Origin of the sequence: Pseudomonas sp. BR20 (assembly GCF_050780135.1) — a bacterium.
In the GTDB taxonomy this organism is placed as follows: Bacteria; Pseudomonadota; Gammaproteobacteria; order Pseudomonadales; family Pseudomonadaceae; genus Aquipseudomonas.
Window position 1 is genome coordinate 3,116,512 of the sequence record NZ_CP172012.1, and the last position, 22,892, is coordinate 3,139,403.

The window sequence follows — 22,892 nt, forward strand, 5'->3', positions numbered from 1 at the left end:
CTTAAAATGTCGACGATGGTTAAGATGCAGCCCGCACTCGGCTAAAGCAAGGGAGCTGCCAAGACCATTGCGCAATTACTGGAAAACTACCCAAGGAATACACCCATGCGTGAACGAAAAGCAGCACGACTGCTGGTGATCAACCCCGCGCACGAGGTGCTGTTGTTCAGGTTCGTCCATAAAGACGGCGCGTTGGCCGGTAAAAATTACTGGGCCACTCCTGGCGGCGGCGTTGAAGCCGGGGAGACTTTCGAGGCTGCTGCCATCCGTGAGCTGCGCGAGGAAACCGGTATCCAGGTGCAGGCCGTTACTGCGTCCATCGCTGAGCGCCGATTTGCGCTGATGCTGCCCAGCGGTGAAACGGTGTCGGCCGTCGAGCACTACTTTGTGGTCCGCGCCGCCAGCAACGAACTGTCCAAGGCTGAATGGACGCTGGAAGAGACCCAGGTAATGGCGGACCATCATTGGTGGTCGGCTCAGGCGTTGCGCGCCACCGAGGAAACGGTGTGGCCCGAAGCGCTGGTTGAAATGCTGGCGCAGGCAGGCGTGTTCAGCGCAGAGCGCTGAGAATCCCGGCCGTCTCGACCACCCTGGCGTAGTCCATTGCCAGGTTGCTCAGCGACAGCGCGTGCACGTCCTCGGCCGGCCACAGGCGCCCGGACAAATCGGTTTGATCGAAGGTGTAGCAGGCGTCCGCGGCGACGAGTACGTCAAAGCCCAGGTTGCCGCCTGTGCGCGTCGTTGCTTCGACGGAGTTGTTGGTGATTACCCCGGCGATCACCAGTTGCTTGATCGAACGCGCGTGCAGCCAGCGTTCCAGCCCGGTGGCGGTGAAGGCACAAGGTACGTTCTTTTCCACTACGTGTTCGTGGGCCAGCGGTTGCAGCGCAGGCTGAAATTCGCAGCCCGGCTGGCCCGGCCAGAATACCGAGCCGGGGGTACGGGAGATGTGCCTGACGTGTACCACAGGCCGCCCCGACTGCCGCCAGGCGTCGAGCAACTGCTGCAACTGCTGCTCGGCCTGCGGATTATTGCGGCGCCCGAGCTTCGGATCATTCATGCCCTGCTGCATGTCGATGATCACCAGTGCAGCGTTGGTGGCTAACGGTTCCATGGCACATCCTTTGGCTCGTGAGGCACAAAACATAGCAGCCATTGAGTGCGCCTAAACAGCGATTTGTTCGAAGCCTTCGCCATTTGCCTTTACACTGCCGCCCCCGAATTTCAGCAAGGATGCGTTGGATGCGTACGCGACTCAGCGGTGTACTCCTCTCCCTGACCCTGGCCGCTCCCGTCATGGCCGAGCCTCGCTCGTTCTCGGTCAATGACCCCAGCGGTCAATACCTGGTCGAAGTGTTGTTCCCGGAGGTGCCGCAGGACGTGCAGTCCCTGGCCCCGGCGCTCATCACCCTGCGCGATAAAAGCTCACTCGAAATCCTTCAGCAATTGCAGACCCCGGATGCCCACGTGCCGCTGGACCAGCAAGGTAAAACCGTGGACTGGCGCCTGATGGGGGAGAACGGCGTGGTGTACTTCGCCGATATCAACCAGGATGGCCGCCAGGACCTGGCGATCCGCAATGGCAACGGCGCGGATAAAGACTTTCAGTCGAGTTACGACGTCTACCTGCAAGACCCGCAGAAGCCCCACTGGGTGCTCAATGGCCCCTTGACCGACCTGGCCAACGAGACCTCCGGCGGGATGTTTTCGGTCAATCCCAAGGACGGCACTATCCATTCGCAGACCGACCGAGGTTGCTGCTGGACCCGCGCCAGCCGCTATCAGATGCGCGACGGCAAACTGGTAAAACTCAGCTCGTACACCCAGGCAGAAGTGCCCGCGACCGACGATGACGCCAACAACAGCATGCCCAGCGGCTACATGCTGCGCACCACCGGCGAGTGGAAGGACGGTCAATGGCTGGAAACGCCAAGGCTGGAAGGGCCGGTAAACGAAGACCCCGAGTTCCTGGCCGGCACCCTCAACGGCAAGATCCCGGTGCAACTCTGGTACCAGCAACAGGGCGCGGTGCTGATCGGTGAGTTGCGCTACACCAAAAGCGGCAGCGGCAAGCCGATCAAGCTGGTGGGTAATCAGGGTGAATACGGCGACCAGTCGTTTATCTACCTGCACGAATATGCCGATGACGGCCGTCAAACCGGCATCTGGCGCATCACGCGGGAAACCGTCGAACCCTATGCCTACGCGGGCACCTGGGTCAGCGGCGCCAAGGGCGACCAGCCTGAACTGCAGATTCAACTGCACAGGCAGGACCGGGAGCCTGAGTACGACAAACTCGGCGACGTGGCCCGCGACCAGCGCAATGGCCATTACCAGATGCGCGACGACTTCCTAGACCGCGACGGTGACCTCGACCTGAAAATCCTTCCCGACCGCGACGCCCAGGGCCGGGAAGTGGCGGAACTCACCGTGACGCTCAAAGACACCGGCACCGACAAGGTCATCATCACTACGCACCAACGCGTGCCGATGGAAACCGAAAACTTGATCATCGTGCGCGCACCCCAGGCGCCGCCTCGGGCCGGGCCGTATCACATCCAACTGGTGAAGGGCTTTGCCGTGATCGAGCACAACTCGGCGCCGGACAGCCAGGACTATCTGACCGGGTTTTATCGTAAGCAGCCCTGAGGCTTGGGAGCAGTGCTGCCTGAGTGTCGGTCCTGGCTCAGGCGGTTAAGCAAATCGGGTATCTTTAGTCGTTTCAGCCGCCGGCCTGCCTCAGGCCCCGCGCACAATTGATTGATCAGGGAAACATGCAATGGCACTCAGGGTGATGGTGATCGGCGGCTACGGCAACTTTGGCAGCATCATTTGCCGGCACCTGGCGGGCGCGCCGGGCATTGAACTGGTGGTCTCGGGCCGCCACCCACGCAAGTTGCAGGGCAAAGTCGATGCGTTGAAAACGTCCTCCGGCCGCGTGTGCGAAAGCTGGTGCGGCGATGCCATGGCGGCCGGGTTCGCTGGCGTCTTGCAGTCGATGGACATCCAGTTGGTGATCCACACCGGCGGCCCGTTCCAGGGGCAATCCTATGCCGTCGCCCAGCACTGCATCGACGCGGGCGTGAACTACTGCGACCTGTCGGATTGCCGGACCTTCGTCAATGGCGTCGGCGTGCTGGATGCGAAAGCCCGGCAGGCGGGCGTGGCCGTCCTCAGCGGTTGCAGCTCTGTGCCGACGTTGTCGTCCGCCATCATTGATCAGTACCGCTATCGCTTTATGCGCATCGACACCATCGAGCATGGCATTTCCTCTTCGGCGAAGATGCCGGGGCTGTCGACCATCGAAGGTGTGCTTGCCTACGCGGGCAAACCGATCAAGCAACTCAAGCAGGGCCAAGTGCACGAAGTGCTGGGCTGGCAGGACCTGACCCTGCGCAGGATGCCCCAGCTCGGCACGCGGGTGCTGGCCAATGTGGACGTGCCCGACATGGATATATTCGCTGGCCGTTATGGCGCCCATACCCTGCGCTTCAAGGCCGGTGCGGGGCTCAAGCTGGGCGGTGTCGCCAATTATCTGCTGGCGCAAGCGCTACGCATGGGTATCGTGCGCGACCACCTTGCATGGGCCGCCAGACTGCATCGCCTGGGCACCTGGTTCGAACGATTGGGTGATGGCAAAAGCGCTATGTACATCGACGTGCAAGGCCTGGGCATGCACGGTCAGCCGCTGTCCCTGGCGGTGCAACTCACGGCCCTGGAAGACAAGGGCCCGGAAATCCCCAGCTGCGCAGCCGTCGCCCTTGCCACCAAAATGGCCCACGGTTACGTGCCCGAACCCGGTGCCCGCCCGTGCGTAGGCGAAATCAGCGTCGACGAATACATGGCCGCCATCAACGAACCGACGAAGCTGAGCCTGACGGTGCGCTTCTCTGACGGGCAGGCCTGACGGATGCTCTACCTGTGCCTGAAGTACCTGCACATCATCGCGGCGATTTTCCTGTTCGGCTTCGGCATGGGCTCGTACCTCTACCTGATCGCCGCCAGTCGCACGGCCAACCCGCAAGTGATCGCCCATGTGGCGCGCATGGTCGTACGGTTTGATACCTGGATTACCACGCCGGCGGGCGTTATTCAGATCATCACGGGCTTGCTGCTGATCCAGCTTGCCGGGCTGTCTGTGACCACTGAATGGGTACTGACCGCGTTGATCATCTTCCTCTGCGTGGGCTCGCTGTGGCTGCCGGTGCTGGTACTGCAGAAGCGCTTGCAGCAGATGGCCTCTCGGGCGGTCGAGACCGACACGGTGCTGGATGATGGATACCGTGGTGTGTACCGGCAATGGTTCTGGCTGGGCGTCTTCGGGTTCTTGGGGATGTTTGTGATCGTGATGATCATGGTGACGAAGATGACGCCGTGGCAGCTGGTTGGGCTGTTGGCGGGGGCTGAATAAACGCGCGGCGAGTGGTACGGCGGCAATCAGGTTTTTCTATCAGCACTGGATGTTGCGCTCAGGTGAGCGCCCTCTGAGGGCTTGGCACACCAAGCCACCGCGCACAGCGCTAACCCAGCGACATTCAGCGACACAGGATTAAACGCCTCCCTGAGCAGCGCCGGACTGAACACCGCCACATCTACCAGCAGCCCCGCCAGTGACATTGCAGCCACCGCAATCGGCCAGGCACTGCGCGGCGAAAGTACTATCCATAACGCCAGAGCTATCTCCCCAACCCCAGCCAGCATGGCAACCACCTGCACCTGCTCGATCCCATGCGCGTGGATCATCGTCCGCTCGCCCTCGCTCAACCACAGCAGCTTTGGCACCAGCCCATGGTAGCCAAACATGAACGCCAAGCCGCCCCGGGCGATCCAGTTAACGCGCGCCAAGGTGTTCATAACGGCCCCTTCAAAAAGCGCTGCTCATGATCCGGATCCGGCAACAGGCAAGTGTCGTATTTGCCGAAGAGCCGATAGCGATTACGCGCGATGCGATCGTAGGCCCAATCCCGCAGTACGCGCGGGATACCGCGCAACAGCAGCAAGGGACGCCAGGCGCGAGGCAGTTGCGCGATGATTTCCAACACTGCATCCGAACGCACCCAATAGTGCCTGTCGCGAATCACCGCCAGGGTGTCGAACTGATCCAGCGGCAACCCGGCCCAGGCCAGCAGTGCCTGCCCTTCGGGGGATTGCACCGCTGCCAGCCGCACGCGTCGTTGACGGTCATGGCGAATCAGGAACCTTGCCCAGCCGTTGCACAGTTTGCACACGCCGTCGAACAACACCACGGTTTCGCCGGGCTTGAGCAAGGGCGCGGGAGCATGGCGGGTTTGGGAGGTGGGCATATGCGTGGGTCCAATCGGCCGGGGGCAGCCTGGATCATACCCGCTCAGTGGCGTGTGGCGCTGTTGTTCAATTGAAGCGTGAGGACCCGATAAGCAAAGGGCATCCCGTGTAGCAGCTGACGAGCTTCAGCGAGGCTGCGTCGGCCGCTGCTACGGTTTGGACTGTGTGAGTGCTTAACGCGAGAGCAGCGGCGCCGCGCCTTTGTCCTCATCGCCCACGTCATGCAGCGAAATCCTCGACGTCTCCGGCAACGCCAGGCCACCCGCCAACGCCAGCAACGCCACAGCAATCAGGTAGAACGCCGGTGACAGGTTGCTGCCTGTGGTGCTGATCAACCACGTGGCCATCAGCGGCGCGGTACCGCCGAAGATCGTATACGCCATGTTGTAGGTGATCGCCGAGGCGGTATAGCGCGTGCGGGTCGGAAAGGTCTCCGACAGCAACGCCGCCGTGACCACCCCGCACAACACCGCGCCCACCGCCAGTAACATCACCCCGACGATAGATGCCGCGAAGGAACCGGAACTGGCCATCAGGAACGACGGATACACCACGACCATCAACAACACGCACGCCGTCATCACCGTGACCCGACGCCCCACGCGATCCGAATACAGCCCCGCCAGCGGGCAAATCGCCGCGGCGAAGATCAGCGCGATCAGCGACACCAGCAACGCCATCGCCCGACTCAGCCCACCGGCCACTTGCAGGTACGTCGCAAAGTAGGTGGTGAACATATAAAACGACAGCGCCGTCAGTGACACAAAAGCGCCCAGGCAGCAGATCGCCGCACCATGGTTGCGCAAGGTTTCCTTGAGCGGAGAGTGGGCGACCGCGTGCTCCTGCTTCACGGCCTGGAAGGCGGGCGTCTCATCCAGCTTCCAGCGCAGGTAAAGGCCTACCAGGCCCAGCGGCGCGGCGATCAGGAACGGCAGGCGCCAGCCCCAGCTGCCCATCGCCTCGGCGGACAACGACGCTTCAAGGGCGTATGCCACCACGGCGGCGGCGGCGAAGGCGGAGAATGTCGACACCGGCACGAAGCTGCCGTACCAGGCGCGCTTGTCGCTGGGTGCATGCTCCATCAGATAGGCGCAGGCACCGGCGTATTCGCCGCCGGCGGAGAAGCCCTGGGCGCAGCGGATCAGCGACAACAGAATCGGCGCCGCGACGCCGATGGCGGCGTAGGTGGGCAGCAGGCCGATCAAGGTGGTGGCGCCGGCCATCAGCAGGATGGTCATGGCCAGGGTGCGTTTGCGCCCGATACGGTCGCCGAGCATGCCGAAGAAAATCCCGCCCAGGGGCCGGAAGGCAAATGCCACGGCGAATACCGCGAAGGTTTTGAGCAAGGCCGCGCTGGCGTCGCCACTGGGGAAGAATTGTTGGGCGATGGTGGTGGCGAGGAAACCGTAGACGGCGAAGTCGAACCACTCGACAAAGTTACCGATGCCGGCGGCGATGATGACCTTGCGCAGGGTCTGGGGGCTTACCTGTTCGGTGGAGGGGCTCGTCATGGGGAAGGCCTCGGAAGGGGTCGGGGATGCAGGATTATCCGGGGAAGGGGGATAGGCGGCCGGGCTCAAAAGAGTCGTCCGCATAGTCAGTAGCGACTGGTTGGGAGTGGAGGAGGCAGGAATTGGGCCAGGTCAGGCGGGGATCTATCGTTACCGCGCAGACTTGCGATACGTCAGCAGCACAATCCCGGTCACCACGATGACGCCGCCGAGCATCTGCCCGGCGCTGAGCATTTGATCGAGCACGATCCAGCCCATCAGCAACGTCGCCAGCGGCTCAATGTTCATGACCGGCGCATTGCGTGGCATATCCAGGCGCGGGACCGAAATGAACAGCACGATAAAACCGGTGCCATACAGCACCACCAACGTCGCGAGCGCCAGCCAGCCAGTACTGGTTGCCGGCGGGTTCAGGCCGCCCGGAAGGGCGCCGCTGAGGCCGGCGAGGTTGACGCTGCTGAACACGACGAAGATCGTCAGCAGGCTGCGCACTGAACCGCGAACCTGGGACAACTTATGGTCGGTGATCCATAGCGCGCAGGCGAACACGAAGGCGGCGCAGAAGGCCAGGCTGACACCGAGCAGCCATTGCGGGCCGATATCGGCGCTGGTTGAGAGGCGGCCGGGTACGTCCAGCACAAACACCAGGCCCACTAGGATCAAGCCCATCAGCAAGGCGGTGCGCGTCGTTGGGCGTGGGCCGCCTAATACCCAGGTGAGCAGGGCGAGCAAAATCGGGAATACGTTACCCACCAGTAGCGCGAGCGCTACCGGCACGCGGGCGACGGCGGAGTAGAGGCACAGGCTCTGGGTGGCGATAAGCAGGCCCAGCAGCACTTGCCAGCGCCATGCACCTGCCGGCAGGCGCAGGCTTTGGCGTTGCCACAGCACCAAAACGGCCAGCACCAGCAAGGTGCCACCCGAGCGCAGCAGAATGGCCAACAGCACACCGGCGCCATCATCGAAGGCGACGCGAGCGGCGATGTGATTGCCGGCGAAGGCACAGCCCATGCAGAGCAGAATCAACACGGCGATGTGGCGGGAGAACAGGGCAGGCGTGCTTTGCAGGGAGACGGGGGCAGTCATGAAGGGCTCGGGCAGTGGGCACCATCGTCGGGGATGGGGATTTGTTTTTAGGTTGTCGTACAACTTCGAGGTGGGATTTGTAGCGTGTTTGTGTCGAAGGGGCAAGGAGGTATTTCGTTTGAGTGCTGATAGTTGTGGCGAGCCCGCTCGCCACAACTATCAGAGAGGCTTGTCTGCCTTCAGCGATTGAAGCGCTCCACCAACGCGTATTGGGTGGACGCGGTATTCGTCAGTTCCTTGCTCAGGTCCGAGGATTGACGGGCTTGCATCGAGGTCTGGTCGGCCAGTTCGGCGATGGTGGTGATGTTGCGGCTGATCTCCTCGGCGACGGCGCTTTGTTCTTCAGTGGCGGCGGCGATCTGGGTGGTCATCTCGGTGATATGCGACACCGCTTCGCTGATGCCCACCAGGGCCTGGTCCGCTTCCAGCACCCAGGCCACGCCTTCCTGGGCCTGGCGATGGCCGTTTTGCATGCTTTGCACGGCGTTGTTGGAGGACGCCTGGAGCTTGGTGATCAGGCCATGGATCTGGGTGGTCGATTGCGACGTGCGCTGGGCCAGTTGGCGCACTTCGTCGGCTACCACGGCAAACCCTCGGCCTTGCTCGCCGGCCCGCGCTGCTTCAATCGCAGCGTTGAGGGCGAGCAGGTTGGTTTGGTCGGCGATGCCTTTGATCACATCCACCATACTGCCGATTTCGTCACTGTCCCTGGCCAGTTGCGCCACGGTCACGCCGGTCTCCCCGACGACGACGGACAGGCGCTCGATGGCTTCGCGGGTATCGCGCGCGACTTCGCGGCCGCGGCCGGTCAGTACATTGGCCTGCTGAGTGGCATCAGCGGTGCGCTGCACATGGCTGGCGACTTCCTGGGTGGTCGCGGCCATCTGGTTGACGGCCGCCGAGACCTGTTCGGTTTCCACGCGCTGGCGGTTCAGGCCTTTGGCGCTGGCCGCAGCTAACTGATCGGATTGCCCAGCCAGGGTACTCAGTTGCTCGGCGCTGTCCTGCAGGCGGGTGAGGCAGGTTTTCAGGCGCGCGGTCTGGCTGCGAAACGCGGTTTCCAAACGCGACTGTGGGCCGCGTGCGTCACTGTACATCTGCGCGATCAAGGCATCCGACGTCGAGGGTTCAACCCCCTCCAACAGACGCAGGGTACTGCTCTGGCGCCAGTGTGAGCACAACAGGCCCACCGGCAGCGCGACCGCCACGGCCACTGCGACGGCCACCGGTGCACTGAGGAACAGCCCGGCGACGCTGCCAGCAATGGCGGTTGCAGCATAAGGCACGCAGCTCAATGCCGCCGGCAGCCAGGCATCCTGGCGCGGCACGCCCGGCTTGCCTTGGCTGATACGCCGGTAGAGGGCCTGGGCGCGGCGAATTTCATCGGCCGTGGGCTTGACCCGCACCGACTCAAAACCAACCACTCGGCTGCCGTCGAAGATCGGCGTGATGTAGGCATTGACCCAATAATGATCGCCATTCTTCGAGCGATTCTTGACGATGCCCATCCACGGCAAGCCTTGCTTGAGCGCACTCCACATGTGCGCAAAAACGGCCGGCGGAACATCGGGGTGACGCACGATGTTCTGGGGGGCGCCGATCAGGTCGACGCGTTCAAAGCCGCTGATATCGACGAAGGCGTCGTTGCAATAAGTGATCATCCCATGAACATCGGTGGCGGAGATGAGTTTTTGCGAGGGCGCGAGTGAAACCTCGCGCTGCGTCACGGGCTGATTGTTGCGCATTCCGATTACTCCCTGAATTGCCATAAAGTTATCGGCATCACAGGGAATAAGTTGATGGTTGAATGTTGAATAGAAGCCGGGGAGTGATGAATGGCGTTCAGGGACGCCTAAGTGGCGAATTGTCTTTGTGCGATACGAAAACAATTTTTGCCCGCGCGCTTGGCTTCGTATAACGCGCCATCTGCATGGGCAATCAATGTTTGCGCGCTGGTGTGTGACGCATTGTCGGCGCCTTCAAAGAGGGCAATGCCGATGCTGGCTTGCAAGGCGTAGGGGAGCGCGCGGCGGTCAGAGACCTGTTGCAGTGTTTCTATAATCCGTTGCGCTGCCAGGGTGGCAGAGGTCAAGCCGGCATTATTCATGACTAGAATAAACTCGTCTCCGCCCATTCGGCCGGCAGAATCCTGGTTGAGCCTGACAATCGATTTAAGCGTTGCGCCAAACTCGGCTAACGCCTTGTCACCTTCGGCATGTCCGTGGTTATCGTTGATGCTCTTGAAACCATCCAAATCTATATAGAGCACCGCAAAATGTTTATCGGCATGCCGGCTGCGGGTCAGGGTGTTTTCAATCAGTTCGAGTATCCCCATACGGTTGTACAGGCCCGTGAGGGGGTCATGGGTCGCGCGGATTTCATTTTTGGCCTCTGCCAGTAAGGCGCGCACCACGTTATCGTTTAACTTGTTGAGCAGCAGCCACATGCCGGTTAAATACAGCGGCGCCTGAAGCAGGAATATCCTCAGCAGCGGTTCCGGCTGAAACAAGGTGGCGAGCTTCATGGGCACATCAGTCAGCAATATTTGAGTCAATGCGTAGCGCGGTACGCCTTGGTTGCGCATGGCAATCGCGGCATTCACGCTCACCATTGAGGTGCACCCGAGTATTTGAAGAATTGCATCGCCGCTGATCAGGCAACCAGCGGTACCCAGGCCCAGCTCCGCCGCCCAGACCAGGCCCAGTAATAACGATAGATCAATGACATAGGGATATTTTTGGCCGCCGTATTTATTGATCCAATACAGCAGTGCCAAACGTGAAACCCAGATCATTGAATCAATGATGAGCCAGGCAATGAAGAGTCGGCTGGGCTGCAGCGTGACCGCGACCGTGCACATCACCAGGCTGTTAAACCAGCCGACCCACAACACCCCTCTGGAAGAAAAAGGCCCGGCTATAAGCTCACTGCGTATGCGCATGTCATACGGCGCGTCTGCGTTTGTCAGCCATCTCATCGTCTTCGTTACAGGGAGTTGGTATTCCATATTGAGCCTCACCTGAAGCGCTGAAGTTGGTTGGTGGCACATGGCCATGCTGGCACCCTTTCAGTGGCTTATCAAATACTATTGACATAACACTTGAGGGGCTTTGATTCATGAAGTGTTCATTTGATATTCAGCGCATTCCGTGGGGAATTGCCCAGGTAAAACGGCCGCCCATCACCTGGCAGGATTGAAAAGCCTGAAACTTCCCGATGAAAAACCTCATAATGGCGGCCATTTTTGTTTAGCCCGTTATTCTGGTGTGCCCCCATGGAAATCAAGGTCAACTTTCTCGACAACCTCCGGCTTGAAGCCAAGTTCGATGACTTCACGGTGATTGCCGACCAGCCTATTCGCTATAAAGGCGATGGGTCGGCACCGGGGCCGTTCGATTACTTCCTGGCTTCGTCGGCGTTGTGTGCGGCGTACTTCGTCAAGTTGTACTGCAGCACGCGCAACATCCCCACGGACAATATTCGCCTGTCGCAGAACAATATTGTCGACCCGGAAAATCGCTATAACCAGATCTTCAAGATCCAGGTGGAGTTGCCGGCTGATATTTCCGATAAAGATCGCCAGGGCATCCTGCGTTCCATCGACCGTTGCACCGTGAAGAAAGTGGTGCAGGCCGGGCCGGAGTTCGTGATCGAAGAAGTCGACAACCTCGACGCCGATGCCCAGGCCTTGTTGATGCCGAGCGCGGGCAGCGAGGCGGGCACTTATATTGCGGGCAAGGACCTGCCGCTGGAGCAGACCATCGCCAACATGTCCGGGATCCTCGCCGGCCTGGGTATGAAGATTGAGATCGCCTCGTGGCGCAATATCGTGCCGAACGTGTGGTCGCTGCATATCCGCGATGCGCACTCACCCATGTGCTTTACCAACGGCAAGGGCGCGACCAAGGAGGGCGCCCTGGCGTCGGCGTTGGGCGAGTTCATTGAGCGGCTCAACTGCAACTTCTTCTACAACGACCAGTTCTGGGGTGAGGAACTGGCCAATGCGCCGTTCGTGCATTACCCGGACGAACGCTGGTTCCAGCCGGGCCCGAATGATGAACTGCCCAGCGAAATCCTCGACGCCTACTGCCTGAAGGTCTACAACCGCGACGGTGAGCTGCGCGCCTCGCACCTGTTCGACACCAACTCCGGCAATGAAGCGCGCGGCATCGTTTCGCTGCCGTTCGTGCGCCAGTCGGATGGCGAGGTGGTGTATTTCCCGTCCAACCTGATCGAGAACCTCTACCTCAGCAACGGCATGAGCGCCGGCAACACCTTGGCCGAGGCCCAGGTGCAGTGCCTGTCGGAGATTTTCGAACGGGCGGTGAAGCGCGAAATCATCGAGGGTGAATTTGCCCTGCCGGACGTGCCGGCTGACGTGCTCGCGAAGTACCCGAGCATCCTGGCCGGTATTGCAGGCCTGGAAGCCCAGGGGTTCCCGGTGCTGGTCAAGGATGCGTCCCTGGGCGGCGAGTTCCCGGTGATGTGCGTGACCTTGATGAACCCGCGCACCGGCGGCGTGTTCGCCTCGTTCGGTGCGCACCCAAGCCTGGAAGTGGCGCTGGAACGCAGCCTCACCGAACTGCTGCAGGGCCGCAGCTTCGAAGGCTTGAATGACCTGCCGCAGCCGACCTTCGAAGCCCAGGCGGTGACCGAGCCGAACAACTTTGTCGAGCACTTTATCGACTCCAGCGGTGTGGTGTCGTGGCGCTTTTTCAGCGCCCAATCGGACTACGAGTTTGTCGAGTGGGACTTCTCCGGCCAGGGGGAAGATTCCAACGCTCAAGAGGCCGCGACCTTGTTCGGCATTCTGGAAGGCATGGGCAAAGAGTCCTATATGGCGGTGTACGAACACCTCGGCGCAACCGCCTGCCGCATCCTGGTGCCGGACTACTCGGAAATCTACCCGGTGGACGACCTGATCTGGGACAACACCAATAAGGCGCTGTTTTTCCGCGAGGACATCCTCAACCTGCACCGCCTGGACGAAGCCGAACTGCAGGCGCTGGTCGAACGCTTGATCGAAAGCGAGCTGGACGACTACACCGACATCACCACCCTGATCGGCATCGAGTTCGACGACAACACGGCCTGGGGCCAACTGACCATCCTCGAATTGAAGCTGCTGATCTTCCTCGCCTTGCAGCAGTACGAAGAGGCCAAGGAGTGCGTGGAGATGTTCCTGCAGTACAACGACAACACCGCCGAGCGTGGCCTGTTCTACCAGGCGATGAATGCGGTGCTGGAGATGGAACTGGACGACGACCTGGAACTGGCGGACTACGAAGCCAACTTCCGCCGCATGTTCGGCAATGAGCGGATGGACGCGGTGATCGGCTCGGTCAACGGCAGTGTGCGCTTCCATGGGCTGACACCGACCAGCATGAAGCTGGAAGGGCTGGACCGGCATTTGCGCTTGATCGAGAGCTACAAGAAGCTGCATTCGGCGCGTGCCAACATAATCCAGGCGTGACGCGTACCCAATGTGGGAGGGGGCTTGCTCCCGATGGTGGTGGTTCAGACAAATATTCAGTGCCTGACACGCCGCTATCGGGAGCAAGCCCCCTCCCACAGTTGATCTTTGTCGGCTGGGGGATTTATATACGGTCCAGGGCCTGCGCCAGGTCCGCTCGTAGATCCTCTACATCTTCAACCCCCACCGACAACCGCACCAACCCATCACCAATCCCCAGCTGCGCGCGGGTCGCTGCCGGGATGCTGGCGTGGGTCATGATTGCCGGGTGTTCGATCAGGCTTTCCACGCCGCCCAGGCTTTCGGCCAGGGCGAAGAGCTTGACGGTTTCCAGGAAGCGCGTGGCGCCGGCCAGGTCGCTGTTCAAGTCGATTGAAATCATTCCGCCAAACCCGCGCATCTGCCTGCGTGCCAGTTCGTGCTGCGGGTGGGACGCCAAGCCTGGGTAATAGACCCGTGATACTTGTGGTTGCTGTTCCAGCCAGGTGGCCAGGTCGAGGGCGTTGCTGCAATGGCGCTCCATGCGCAGCGCCAGGGTTTTTACACCGCGCAGGGTGAGGAAGGCGTCGAACGGGCCGGCGATGGCGCCGACCGAGTTTTGCAAAAAGCCCACGCGCTCGGCCAGTTCGGGGTTGTCGCCGACGATGGCGATGCCGCCGATCACATCGGAGTGGCCATTGAGGTACTTGGTGGTGGAATGCACCACGATGTCGACACCCAATTCCAGCGGACGCTGGATCCACGGGCTGGCGAAGGTATTGTCGGCCACGCAGAGAATGCCGCGGCTGCGGCAGATCCGGGCGATGGCGCTGAGGTCGGTGAGGCTCAGCAGTGGGTTGCTTGGGGTTTCGACCCAGACCATGCGTGTGTCGTCCTGCAAGGACGCTTCGAACGCCGCCACATCACTCAGGTCGACGAAGCTGAAACGGTGCCCGGCACTGCGCTGGCGCACCTTGTCGAACAGGCGGAAGGTGCCGCCGTACAGGTCGTTGCCGGACACGATATGGGCGCCGGCATCCAGCAACTCCAGCACCGTCGAGATCGCCGCCAGCCCGGAAGCGAAGGCAAACGCCTGGCTGCCGCCTTCGAGGTCGGCCACGCAGCGCTCCAGGGCGAACCGCGTGGGGTTGTGGGAGCGGCCGTAGTCGAAGCCCTTGTGTACGCCGGGGCTGTCTTGCAGGTAGGTGGAGTTGGCGTAGATCGGCGGCATCAGCGCGCCCGTGGTCGGGTCGGGTGACTGCCCGGCGTGGATCACACGGGTGGCAAACGCGCTTTTATCGGGCTGGCTCATGCAAGGGATCTCCGCAGGTGGTTGAGCAGGTCGACGCGGGTGATCAGGCCGTGAAAGCCCGTCGCGTCGGCAATGATGGCGACCAGGCCACGGTCCAGTTCGGCCTGCAGTTCGGCCAGGCTGGCGCCGGGGTCCAGGGTTTGCAGTTTGTCGCTCATGGCGCTGGCGACAATCATGGAAAAGTCCGCCGCGTCGTGGTGCAGGCCCAGCAGGATGTCGGACTCATCGATCACTCCCACCAGATCGCGGCCGCCCACCAGCACCGGCAGTTGCGACACGTCCGCCAGGCGCATGCGCTGGAAGGCGGTGAGCAGGGTGTCGTCGGGGCTCACGCTGATCACGCGGCCGTCCTCGAAGCGCCGCGCGATCAGGTCGCGCAGGTCGCCGTAGTGCTTGTAGTGCAGCAAGCCGGCATCGGTCATCCATTGGTCGTTGTAGACCTTCGACAAGTAGCGGGTGCCGGTGTCGCAGACAAAGGTGACCACGCGCTTGGGCACGCTCTGTTCGCGGCAATAACGCAGCGCCGCCGCGAACAGGGTGCCGGTGGATGAACCGCCGAGAATGCCCTCGGCCTTGAGCAGTTGGCGGGCGTGGTCGAAGCTGTCTTCATCGCTGATGGAGTAGGCGTGGCGCACGCTGGACAGGTCGGCAATCGACGGGATGAAGTCTTCGCCGATGCCTTCCACCGCCCAGGAACCGGGTGTTTCCAGTTTGCCGCTGCGGCTGTATTCGGCCATCACCGAACCCACCGGGTCGGCGAGGACCATTTCCAGCTCGGGCTGCACCCGCTTGAAGAAGCGCGTCAGGCCGGTGAGGGTGCCGGCCGAGCCGACGCCCACCACGATTGCGTCCACATCGTGCTGGGTTTGCGCCCAGATCTCGGGGGCTGTGCTGCTTTCATGGGCCAGGGGGTTGGCCGGGTTGTTGAATTGGTCGGCGAAGAACGAACCGTCAATATCCTTGGCCAGTCGCGCGGCCATGTCCTGGTAATACTCGGGATGGCCCTTGCCGACATCGGAACGGGTGATATGCACCTCGGCGCCCATGGCCTTGAGGTGCAGCACTTTTTCCGTGGACATCTTGTCGGGCACCACCAGCACCACCCGATACCCTTTCGCCCGGCCCACCAGCGCCAGGCCCAGGCCGGTGTTGCCGGCGGTGGCTTCGATGATGGTGCCGCCGGGGCGCAGGCGGCCGTCGCGTTCGGCGGCGTCGATCATGGCCAGGCCGATGCGGTCCTTGATGGAGCCGCCGGGGTTCTGGGATTCAAGCTTGAGGAACAGTGTGCAGGGGCCGGTATCGAAACGGCTGACCCGCACCAGCGGCGTGTTGCCGATCAGTTCGAGTACGGCAGGGCGGGGTAGTGTGGGCATGTCGTCACCTGGGGGCTTAGGGTGGGGGGACAGCAAATGGCACAGCATGGTCTGGAACAGTAGGTCGGTATCCGGTCGGTCGCAACCGAGGGGTCCACTGAATGTCTTTTTTTGGCGCATGGGCGAAGCCTGGGTGCGCCATCTACGCGCACGTTTCGCGGCGATACCCGCGTATTCATTGGCAGAGGGACCTGGCGTGGGCTTTGCTTTAGAGAAATCCAAACTTGGATACAAGATGGAGTTTCCCATGCACAACATTTTTGGCTGGACCCTCGGTGAATGGCAGGCCGCTTATCGCAGCGGCGCGATCACCCCGGATATTCTGCTCACGGTGGCCACCCAATACCCCGCCGACGACACCGCCTGGATCGCCCGCGCTCAACCGCAGGCATTGGCCGGGCAACTGGCACAGTTGAGCGAACGGCTGGCAGCGCTGGGCGGCGATATGACCAAGTTGCCGTTGTATGGCGTGCCGTTTGCGATCAAGGACAACATCGATGCGGCCGGCTGGGACACCACTGCCGCCTGCCCCGAATTCGCCTACCGGGCAACGCAGGATGCCTCGGTCGTGCAGAAGCTGCGCGCAGCCGGCGCGATCCTGATGGGCAAGACCAACCTCGATCAGTTCGCCACCGGCCTGGTGGGCACACGCTCTCCGTATGGTGCGGTGGGCAACAGTTTTGATGGGGATTACGTCAGCGGCGGCTCCAGCTCCGGCTCTGCGTCGGTGGTCGCCCGTGGGCTGGTGGCGTTTTCCCTGGGCACCGACACGGCGGGCTCCGGGCGTGTACCGGCGGGGTTCAACAATATCGTCGGCTTGAAACCGACCAAGGGACGGTTGTCCAATACCGGCCTGGTGCCGGCTTGCCGTACGGTGGATTGTGTCTCGGTGTTTGCGCTGACCGTGGAAGACGCCGAGACCGTGGCGCACGTCGCGGCGGGATATGACCCCAGCGATGCCTATTCCCGCGCCAATCCCAACACGGCGCCGGTGGCGGTGGGCGCTTCGATCAAGCTGGCCATCCCGCAGGCCCTGGAGTTTTTCGGCGATACCCAGAACCAGGCCGTGTTCGAACACGCGGTCGAACACTTCAAGGCGCTGGGCGCGGTGATCACCCCGGTGGATTTCACTGCGTTCAAGGAGCTGGCGGACCAGTTGTACTTTGGCCCTTGGGTCGCTGAACGTACCGTGGCCCTGGAAAGCATGCTGGAAAACCAGCCCGAGGCAATCAACCCGGTGGTGCGCGGCATTGTCGAAAATGGCCGCCAGTACAGCGCCTGCGATGCCTACAAAGCCGAATACCTGCGGGCCGAACTGAGCCGGCGCATCAATGACAGCCTGGCCGGTTTCGATGCCTTGCTGGTGCCGACTTCGCCAACCCTGCGCACCCTGGCCGAGATGGCTGAAGAACCGGTGCGCTACAACTCGCAGTTCGGCTACTACACCAACTTCACCAACCTGGCCGACCTCTCGGCCCTGGCGCTGCCGGCCGGTTTGCGCGCCGATGGCTTGCCCAGCGGCATTACCCTGCTCGCACCGGCCTGGCATGACACGGCGCTGGCGCACTTGGGCAAGCGCTGGCAAGCCAGCCTGGAGCTGCCTTTGGGCGCCACCCAGCGCTCTCTGCCGGCACCGTCCGCACCCGCCCAAGCGCCCGGCTGCGTGCGCGTGGCGGTGGTGGGCGCGCACCTCACCGGCATGCCGCTCAACGTGCAGCTCACCCGCCGCAACGCTGTGTTGGTGGAGCAGACCCTGACGGCCGACACGTACCGCCTGTACGCGCTGCCGGGCACCGTGCCGCCCAAGCCAGGGCTGGCCAAGGCGGACAGCGGTCGGGCGATCATCGTCGAGCTGTGGGACATACCCCTCGCACGCTTCGGCGAGTTCGTCGCCGAGATCCCCGCGCCGCTGGGGATCGGCAACCTGCTGCTGGCGGATGGGCGCAGCGTCAAAGGCTTCATCTGCGAGCCATGGGCGCTGGCCGATGCCCTCGACATCACCGAGTTCGGTGGCTGGCGCGCCTTTATTGCGAGTCGCGGTTAAGGATGCGGGCCAAGACACGCCCCGACAGCCTGGCCGAGCAGATCTACGCACAGCTCAAGGCGGATATTTTCGACTTCCGCCTGCTGCCAGGTGATCGCTTCAGCGAAGGCGAGGTGGCCGAACGCATGCACGCCAGCCGCACGCCGGTGCGTCAGGCACTGTATCGCTTGGAGCGGGAAGGGTATCTGGAGGTGTATTTCCGCAGTGGCTGGCAGGTGAAACCGTTCGATTTCGCCTACTTCGAAGAACTCTACGACGTGCGCATCGTGTTGGAACTGGCCGCTGTCAGCCGGTTATGTGCGATGGACGCACCGAACCCGATGCTGCACGCGTTGCAGGCCACCTGGCAGGTGCAGGAGGACGAGCGCCTGCGGGACGCCCAGGCCGTATCGGCGCTGGATGAGCGTTTTCATTGCGCGTTGGTGGAAGCCACCGGTAACCGTGAAATGGCGCGCATGCACTACGCGATTACGGAGCAGATCCGCATCATCCGGCGACTGGACTTTACCCAGGCGCCACGCATTGCGGCGACGTACGAAGAGCATGGGCAAATACTTGCGGCCATCGTGCAACGGCAGGGTGATCAGGCGCAGCAACTGCTGAAGCGGCATATCGAACTGAGCAAGCAGGCGGTGCGCGAGATCACGTTGCACAGGTTGCATATGGCTCGGCAAGTGGGGGGGGCAGATTTCCTGATGCCCTGAGCTTCTGTGGTGAGCGGGCTTGCCCCGCGCGAGGCAAGCTCGCTCACCACAGGTTACTGGGCGTGGCGTGAAAGCCGTTGCAGTTTTGCGATGACCGCCTCGGTTGCCCGCTGCATCGGCGCCCGCAACTCACTGTCGATCAACCCCTCCAGCGCCAGCGCGGCTTTCACTGGCGCGGGGTTGGGCTGCATGAACAGCGTGTTGATCAACGGCACCAGGCCAAGGAACGTCGCCCGCGCCTCAGCCAACTGGTTATCCCGTACCTGTTGCCACAGCGCCACAAACTGTTCGGTGCACACATGGGCCGACGCGGCAATCGCGCCGCTGGCGCCCAGGCACAGCGCATTGAAGATCTGCAGATCCTCGCCACACAACACATCCGCCTCACCGCTGGCCAACACCGCCAGGGTATTGCCCAGGTTGCCGCCGCAGTCCTTGATCGCCACGATCCGCGGGTGCGCGACGATGTTCAGCAAGGTCGCCTGCTCGAAGGTCACGCCGGTGCGGTAGGGAATGTCGTAGAGAATGATTGGCACGCTGGACGCATCGGCCACTGTGCGAAAGAACGCTTCTAAGCCGGCCTGGGAAGGGCGGATGTAACTCGGCGCCGGCACCAGTAAACCCGCCAGCGGGCGCTTGAGGATCTCGGCCTGGAATTGCAGCAGCTCAATCTGGTTGTTGCCCGCCAGGCCCATTACCACACGGTGGGACGGCACTTTTTGCAATACCGCATCCAGCACAGCCAACTGTTCCTGGCGGCTGAGCGATGCGGCTTCGCCGGTGGTGGTGCACACCATGATCCCGGCCACGTGCTTGTCCAGCAGGTGGCTGACCAGGCGGTGCAGACCGACAAAGTCGATGGCGCCATCCTGGAACGGCGTGACCACGGGAACCCAGATACCTTGAAACGATGACATGCACTTCTCCTGATGATTGACCGCTTGAGTCACCGTCAGAAGGGCATGGGCAATTGTGCAAGGGGGAGGGAGTCCGCGCTCAATGTCCTGTCAGCTCATCTGACGGGACAGCGCGCCCCGGTCACATGAGCGACTGTTTCTTCGATTTGAGGGCGTGCGCAACGCAACCTTGCGCCTTGGCAATCAAGCCAATGACGGAAAGGTTAACGACTGAGGTTGCGGACATTTACTGACACACCCTGAATGAGGCCTCCATCTTCAGGGGGTGTCAGTAAATGTGTCAAGGGCGTCGCAGGTGTTCACGCACAAATGCGCGGATTTCCTGTGCAAGCTCTGCATCTTCCGGCGCGCCCATGAAACCGCCATGGGGCATCGCTTCGAACACGTGCAACTGCGCCGACACCCGTGCCTGGCGCAAGGCCCGGTGCAGGCGCACGGTGTTGGACAGGAACAGATCCCGCGTGCCGCTTTGCAGGAAGGTGGGCGGGAAGCCCCGGCTGAAATCGCCGAACAGCGGCGACAGGTACGGGTGGGCCAGGTCCGCGTCGGCGGCATACAGCAGGTTGGTGCCCATCAGCGGGTTGGGCAGCACCACGTCTACCGTGCGGTTGACATGAAAACTGTCGCCCGACTCGGTCAGGTCCACCTCCGGCGACAACAACACCAGCGCCGCCGGCAGGGGCAACCCTTCGTCGCGGGCACGCAATACCAGGGCCGCCGCGAGGTTGCCGCCCGCCGAGCGGCCACCGATCACGATACGGTCCGGGGCGTGATGCTTGAGCACATGGCGGTAGGTGGCCATGCAGTCATCCAGTGCCGCCGGGTAGGGATGATCGGGTGGCATGCGGTAGTCCACGCCATAGCAGACCATGTTGTGCAGGTCGGCCTGCCTCCCGGCCGCGACGCGGCAGTTTTCGCCACCGCCGAATACCAGGGCACCGCCATGCAGGTCGATGTAGGCGCCGCCCGTGTGATCCGACGGCGTCGCCACGTGCACGGTCGCGTTTTCTACGCGCAGGGTATGCAGGCTCGCGCGCAGTGAGGCCGCCTGGCCGGCGGTGGTTGCGGCGAAGTGCTCGGCAACGGTGGCCTGCATGCGGCGCCAGCCGTCGTGGTCGTCGGGCGCCGGCATGACGTGCAGAGCGTTCAACGGTACGCCATCCTCACCCACCATGCGTTTGAGCATCGCCTGGGCTGCGGGGCTGATCGAAGAGGGCACGGGAATGGTCCGTGGGCTGATGCGCACGCCGTCGCTCATGGTTGGGTACTCGAGGGTGTCGATGTGTGCATCGAAGTGGAAAACGTCATTCTTGTCTGTGCTCGCTTCGTAGACGTAGACGTAGGCGTAGTCGGTCAGCCCTTTATCGCGGCTTCTATCGCCGCAATGTCGATCTTGGTCATGGTCATCATCGCGTCGAATGCACGCTTGGCAATGGCCGGATCAGCGTGTGCCACCGCGTCCGTCAACACCCGAGGCGTGATCTGCCACGACAACCCCCATTTATCCTTGCACCAACCGCAGGCGCTGGCCTGGCCACCGTTGTCGATAATGGCGTTCCAGTAGCGATCGGTTTCGGCCTGATCGTCGGTGGCCACCTGGAAGGAAAACGCTTCGCTGTGGGGGAATATCGGGCCGCCATTGAGGCCGATACAAGGGATGCCCATCACGGTGAATTCCACCGTGAGCACATCGCCCTGTTTGCCGGACGGGTAGTCGCCGGGGGCCAGGTGCACGGCGTCGACCGTGCTGTCGGGGAAGGTGCTGGCGTAGAAGCGCGCAGCCTCCTCGGCGGTGCCGTTGTACCAGAGGCAGAGGGTGTTTTTGCGTTTCATGATCGGTCTCCACGGAAAATGGGGTCCATGGAGTCTAGACGGCCAACTGCTGTTCGATCGCCGCCTTGTCGATCACCGACCAGACCTGGGCGATTTTCCCGTCGATGAACGTGTAGAAAACGTTCTCCGAGAATGCCACCTTGCGACCATTGATAGGCAGCCCGAAAAACTCGCCCCTGGGCGTGACATTGAAGTTCAGCCGGCTGGCGACGGTGGGCGGGTCGGCGATCAGCAACTGGATGTGGAACACCAGGTCGGGGATCTCGCGGAAGTCGCGCTCCAGCATGGCGCGGTAGCCCTCCAGGCCGACCACCTTGGCGTTGTAGCTCACGTCCGGGTGGACGAAGTCGCCTAGTCGGTTCCAATCCTGTTGGTTGAGGCAGTCGATGTAGCCGAGGTACAGGTCGGAGAGTTCGTTGCGGGTCATGTTTTTTCCTCAAGCCCTGCGCGCGGTCAACAACACCGTCGCCGCCGCCGACAACAATCCCGCGCAGCAGCGATTGAATAGGCGTTTGCCACGCGGCTCGGCAAACCAGCGACGCATGTGCAGACCCATATAGGCATAGGCGCTGATGGCGATCCATTCCAACACCAGGAACATCGCGCCCAGCAGGGCGAATTGCGGGGTGATGGGTTGGCCTGGCACCACGAACTGCGGAAGGAACGCGGTGAAGATTAGAATCGCCTTCGGGTTGCCTGCCGCCACCAGAAACTCCTGCCGCGCCAGTGCCCACAGGCTTACCTTGGCGGTTACCGATTCCGCTTCCGCCTGGGGATTCGCGCGCCACAGCTGAAACGCCAGATACAACAGATACGCCGCGCCCAGGATCTTGATCGCGTAGAACAGCAGTTCCGAGGTTTGCAACACCACCGCGAGGCCCGCAGAGGCAAGGGCGATCATGCCGGCGAAGGCCAGCAGGCGGCCGATGCCAGCCAGGCATGAAGTGCGGTAGCCATAGCGGGTGGAGTTGCTCACGGAGAGCAGATTGTTGGGGCCGGGCGCCATGTTCAGGGCGAAGCAGGCGGGGATGAAGAGGGCTAGGGTGGCGAGGTCCATGGCGGCTCCGATTTTGGACGGGCGGGGAGCGTCGAGGATAAGGGGAGTGGGGGTGGTTGGACAATGCGCGTGCGCAGTCCGGCAACCATGGTGCCTACCGAGGCCAGGCGCGCTGTGGCGATCGATGACTGAAGTGGAATCCCCAGCCAGATCATCGCTGGGACAGTTAAAAACACACCTCGACCCAAAGGCCTTGGATTTTTATACGTTCTGTGGCGCGACTGCACCGTCCCCAACGTAGAGGACCCCACGAAGAACCTTTAAAGAGTTTTGACTGCGCTGCCTGCAATTAGCAGGCG

At 62.1% G+C, this 22,892-nt stretch carries 21 protein-coding genes; 7 read left to right on the forward strand and 14 right to left on the reverse strand.

Features of this window, described 5'->3' with window-relative positions:
- Positions 1–105: 105 nt before the first annotated feature.
- Positions 106–567, forward strand: a complete 462-nt coding sequence (locus ACHPFG_RS14390; RefSeq protein ID WP_431703233.1) for an NUDIX hydrolase — start codon at positions 106–108, stop codon at positions 565–567.
- On the opposite strand, the gene ACHPFG_RS14395 is transcribed toward ACHPFG_RS14390, so the two are convergent.
- Positions 551–1,114 (reverse strand): cysteine hydrolase family protein, encoded by a 564-nt coding sequence (locus ACHPFG_RS14395; protein WP_431703235.1) that lies wholly within the window; start codon positions 1,112–1,114, stop codon positions 551–553. The genes ACHPFG_RS14390 and ACHPFG_RS14395 overlap by 17 nt on opposite strands.
- A gap of 128 nt (positions 1,115–1,242) precedes the next feature.
- Between ACHPFG_RS14395 and ACHPFG_RS14400 the strand changes: the two genes are divergently transcribed.
- The 3 genes from ACHPFG_RS14400 to ACHPFG_RS14410 all read left to right on the forward strand — a co-directional run bounded on the left by ACHPFG_RS14400 (position 1,243) and on the right by ACHPFG_RS14410 (position 4,411).
- Positions 1,243–2,649, forward strand: a complete 1,407-nt coding sequence (locus tag ACHPFG_RS14400) for an XAC2610-related protein (protein WP_431703237.1) — start codon at positions 1,243–1,245, stop codon at positions 2,647–2,649.
- Positions 2,650–2,779: 130 nt separating this feature from the next.
- Positions 2,780–3,907, forward strand: coding sequence for a saccharopine dehydrogenase family protein (locus ACHPFG_RS14405; protein WP_431703239.1), 1,128 nt, complete (start codon positions 2,780–2,782; stop codon positions 3,905–3,907).
- A 3-nt stretch (positions 3,908–3,910) separates the two neighbouring features.
- A complete protein-coding gene (locus ACHPFG_RS14410; protein ID WP_145337722.1) occupies positions 3,911–4,411 on the forward strand; it encodes a DUF2269 family protein in 501 nt (166 codons plus the stop codon).
- Positions 4,412–4,437: 26 nt separating this feature from the next.
- On the opposite strand, the gene ACHPFG_RS14415 is transcribed toward ACHPFG_RS14410, so the two are convergent.
- The 6 genes from ACHPFG_RS14415 to ACHPFG_RS14440 form a co-directional block, all read right to left on the reverse strand.
- The gene (locus tag ACHPFG_RS14415; protein ID WP_431703241.1) at positions 4,438–4,854 is read right to left on the reverse strand and encodes a DoxX-like family protein; all 417 of its coding nucleotides are present in this window, start codon (positions 4,852–4,854) and stop codon (positions 4,438–4,440) included.
- A complete protein-coding gene (locus tag ACHPFG_RS14420) occupies positions 4,851–5,303 on the reverse strand; it encodes a thiol-disulfide oxidoreductase DCC family protein (RefSeq protein ID WP_431703243.1) in 453 nt (150 codons plus the stop codon). Before ACHPFG_RS14420 ends, ACHPFG_RS14415 begins: the two co-directional genes overlap by 4 nt.
- A 174-nt stretch (positions 5,304–5,477) precedes the next feature.
- Positions 5,478–6,815 carry an MFS transporter gene (locus ACHPFG_RS14425; protein ID WP_431703245.1) on the reverse strand — a complete coding sequence of 446 codons (1,338 nt, stop codon included), beginning with the start codon at positions 6,813–6,815 and terminating at the stop codon, positions 5,478–5,480.
- A 150-nt stretch (positions 6,816–6,965) separates the two neighbouring features.
- Positions 6,966–7,901 carry an EamA family transporter gene (locus ACHPFG_RS14430; protein WP_431703247.1) on the reverse strand — a complete coding sequence of 312 codons (936 nt, stop codon included), beginning with the start codon at positions 7,899–7,901 and terminating at the stop codon, positions 6,966–6,968.
- Between the two features lie 179 nt (positions 7,902–8,080).
- On the reverse strand, positions 8,081–9,646 hold the full coding sequence (locus ACHPFG_RS14435) for a methyl-accepting chemotaxis protein (protein WP_431703249.1): 1,566 nt from the start codon (positions 9,644–9,646) through the stop codon (positions 8,081–8,083).
- Between the two features lie 107 nt (positions 9,647–9,753).
- Positions 9,754–10,908 (reverse strand): GGDEF domain-containing protein, encoded by a 1,155-nt coding sequence (locus tag ACHPFG_RS14440; protein ID WP_431703251.1) that lies wholly within the window; start codon positions 10,906–10,908, stop codon positions 9,754–9,756.
- A 267-nt stretch (positions 10,909–11,175) separates the two neighbouring features.
- On the opposite strand from ACHPFG_RS14440, the gene ACHPFG_RS14445 reads away from it, so the two are divergent.
- Positions 11,176–13,374 carry an OsmC domain/YcaO domain-containing protein gene (locus ACHPFG_RS14445; RefSeq protein ID WP_431703253.1) on the forward strand — a complete coding sequence of 733 codons (2,199 nt, stop codon included), beginning with the start codon at positions 11,176–11,178 and terminating at the stop codon, positions 13,372–13,374.
- Between the two features lie 124 nt (positions 13,375–13,498).
- Here ACHPFG_RS14445 and ACHPFG_RS14450 read toward each other — a convergent pair whose 3' ends face one another.
- Entirely contained in the window at positions 13,499–14,665 is a 1,167-nt protein-coding gene (locus ACHPFG_RS14450; protein ID WP_431703255.1) for a cystathionine gamma-synthase, read from the reverse strand.
- Positions 14,662–16,038 (reverse strand): pyridoxal-phosphate dependent enzyme, encoded by a 1,377-nt coding sequence (locus ACHPFG_RS14455; RefSeq protein WP_431703257.1) that lies wholly within the window; start codon positions 16,036–16,038, stop codon positions 14,662–14,664. Before ACHPFG_RS14455 ends, ACHPFG_RS14450 begins: the two co-directional genes overlap by 4 nt.
- A 247-nt stretch (positions 16,039–16,285) precedes the next feature.
- Here ACHPFG_RS14455 and atzF point away from each other — a divergent pair, with 247 nt between their 5' ends.
- Together atzF and ACHPFG_RS14465 are read left to right on the forward strand one after the other, a co-directional pair.
- A complete protein-coding gene (atzF, locus tag ACHPFG_RS14460) occupies positions 16,286–18,082 on the forward strand; it encodes an allophanate hydrolase (RefSeq protein WP_431703260.1) in 1,797 nt (598 codons plus the stop codon).
- Positions 18,083–18,084: 2 nt separating this feature from the next.
- Positions 18,085–18,786 (forward strand): GntR family transcriptional regulator, encoded by a 702-nt coding sequence (locus ACHPFG_RS14465; protein ID WP_431703262.1) that lies wholly within the window; start codon positions 18,085–18,087, stop codon positions 18,784–18,786.
- Between the two features lie 53 nt (positions 18,787–18,839).
- Here the strand turns inward: ACHPFG_RS14465 and dapA are convergent, their stop codons facing one another.
- The 5 genes from dapA to ACHPFG_RS14490 form a co-directional block, all read right to left on the reverse strand.
- The gene (dapA, locus tag ACHPFG_RS14470; protein ID WP_431703264.1) at positions 18,840–19,703 is read right to left on the reverse strand and encodes a 4-hydroxy-tetrahydrodipicolinate synthase; all 864 of its coding nucleotides are present in this window, start codon (positions 19,701–19,703) and stop codon (positions 18,840–18,842) included.
- 280 nt (positions 19,704–19,983) lie between these two features.
- Positions 19,984–20,961: an alpha/beta hydrolase gene (locus tag ACHPFG_RS14475; RefSeq protein WP_431703266.1), complete on the reverse strand. Its 978-nt coding sequence runs from the start codon at positions 20,959–20,961 to the stop codon at positions 19,984–19,986.
- Positions 20,962–21,056: 95 nt separating this feature from the next.
- Entirely contained in the window at positions 21,057–21,536 is a 480-nt protein-coding gene (locus ACHPFG_RS14480) for a VOC family protein (RefSeq protein WP_431703268.1), read from the reverse strand.
- Between the two features lie 34 nt (positions 21,537–21,570).
- On the reverse strand, positions 21,571–21,963 hold the full coding sequence (locus ACHPFG_RS14485) for an ester cyclase (RefSeq protein WP_431703270.1): 393 nt from the start codon (positions 21,961–21,963) through the stop codon (positions 21,571–21,573).
- 9 nt (positions 21,964–21,972) lie between these two features.
- Positions 21,973–22,593, reverse strand: a complete 621-nt coding sequence (locus ACHPFG_RS14490) for a LysE family translocator (protein ID WP_431703272.1) — start codon at positions 22,591–22,593, stop codon at positions 21,973–21,975.
- Positions 22,594–22,892 lie beyond the last annotated feature (299 nt).

Coding starts and splice junctions, on each gene's coding strand:
- ACHPFG_RS14430 (WP_431703247.1), bottom strand. CDS start 7,901: ATGACTGCCCCCGTCTCCCTGCAAAGCACGCCTGCCCTGTTCTCCCGC.
- ACHPFG_RS14455 (WP_431703257.1), bottom strand. CDS start 16,038: ATGCCCACACTACCCCGCCCTGCCGTACTCGAACTGATCGGCAACACG.
- ACHPFG_RS14475 (WP_431703266.1), bottom strand. CDS start 20,961: ATGAGCGACGGCGTGCGCATCAGCCCACGGACCATTCCCGTGCCCTCT.
- ACHPFG_RS14445 (WP_431703253.1), top strand. CDS start 11,176: ATGGAAATCAAGGTCAACTTTCTCGACAACCTCCGGCTTGAAGCCAAG.
- ACHPFG_RS14415 (WP_431703241.1), bottom strand. CDS start 4,854: ATGAACACCTTGGCGCGCGTTAACTGGATCGCCCGGGGCGGCTTGGCG.
- ACHPFG_RS14490 (WP_431703272.1), bottom strand. CDS start 22,593: ATGGACCTCGCCACCCTAGCCCTCTTCATCCCCGCCTGCTTCGCCCTG.
- ACHPFG_RS14400 (WP_431703237.1), top strand. CDS start 1,243: ATGCGTACGCGACTCAGCGGTGTACTCCTCTCCCTGACCCTGGCCGCT.
- ACHPFG_RS14405 (WP_431703239.1), top strand. CDS start 2,780: ATGGCACTCAGGGTGATGGTGATCGGCGGCTACGGCAACTTTGGCAGC.
- ACHPFG_RS14390 (WP_431703233.1), top strand. CDS start 106: ATGCGTGAACGAAAAGCAGCACGACTGCTGGTGATCAACCCCGCGCAC.
- ACHPFG_RS14425 (WP_431703245.1), bottom strand. CDS start 6,815: ATGACGAGCCCCTCCACCGAACAGGTAAGCCCCCAGACCCTGCGCAAG.
- ACHPFG_RS14435 (WP_431703249.1), bottom strand. CDS start 9,646: ATGCGCAACAATCAGCCCGTGACGCAGCGCGAGGTTTCACTCGCGCCC.
- dapA (WP_431703264.1), bottom strand. CDS start 19,703: ATGTCATCGTTTCAAGGTATCTGGGTTCCCGTGGTCACGCCGTTCCAG.
- ACHPFG_RS14485 (WP_431703270.1), bottom strand. CDS start 21,963: ATGACCCGCAACGAACTCTCCGACCTGTACCTCGGCTACATCGACTGC.
- ACHPFG_RS14440 (WP_431703251.1), bottom strand. CDS start 10,908: ATGGAATACCAACTCCCTGTAACGAAGACGATGAGATGGCTGACAAAC.
- ACHPFG_RS14410 (WP_145337722.1), top strand. CDS start 3,911: ATGCTCTACCTGTGCCTGAAGTACCTGCACATCATCGCGGCGATTTTC.
- ACHPFG_RS14450 (WP_431703255.1), bottom strand. CDS start 14,665: ATGAGCCAGCCCGATAAAAGCGCGTTTGCCACCCGTGTGATCCACGCC.
- ACHPFG_RS14395 (WP_431703235.1), bottom strand. CDS start 1,114: ATGGAACCGTTAGCCACCAACGCTGCACTGGTGATCATCGACATGCAG.
- ACHPFG_RS14465 (WP_431703262.1), top strand. CDS start 18,085: ATGCGGGCCAAGACACGCCCCGACAGCCTGGCCGAGCAGATCTACGCA.
- ACHPFG_RS14480 (WP_431703268.1), bottom strand. CDS start 21,536: ATGAAACGCAAAAACACCCTCTGCCTCTGGTACAACGGCACCGCCGAG.
- ACHPFG_RS14420 (WP_431703243.1), bottom strand. CDS start 5,303: ATGCCCACCTCCCAAACCCGCCATGCTCCCGCGCCCTTGCTCAAGCCC.
- atzF (WP_431703260.1), top strand. CDS start 16,286: ATGCACAACATTTTTGGCTGGACCCTCGGTGAATGGCAGGCCGCTTAT.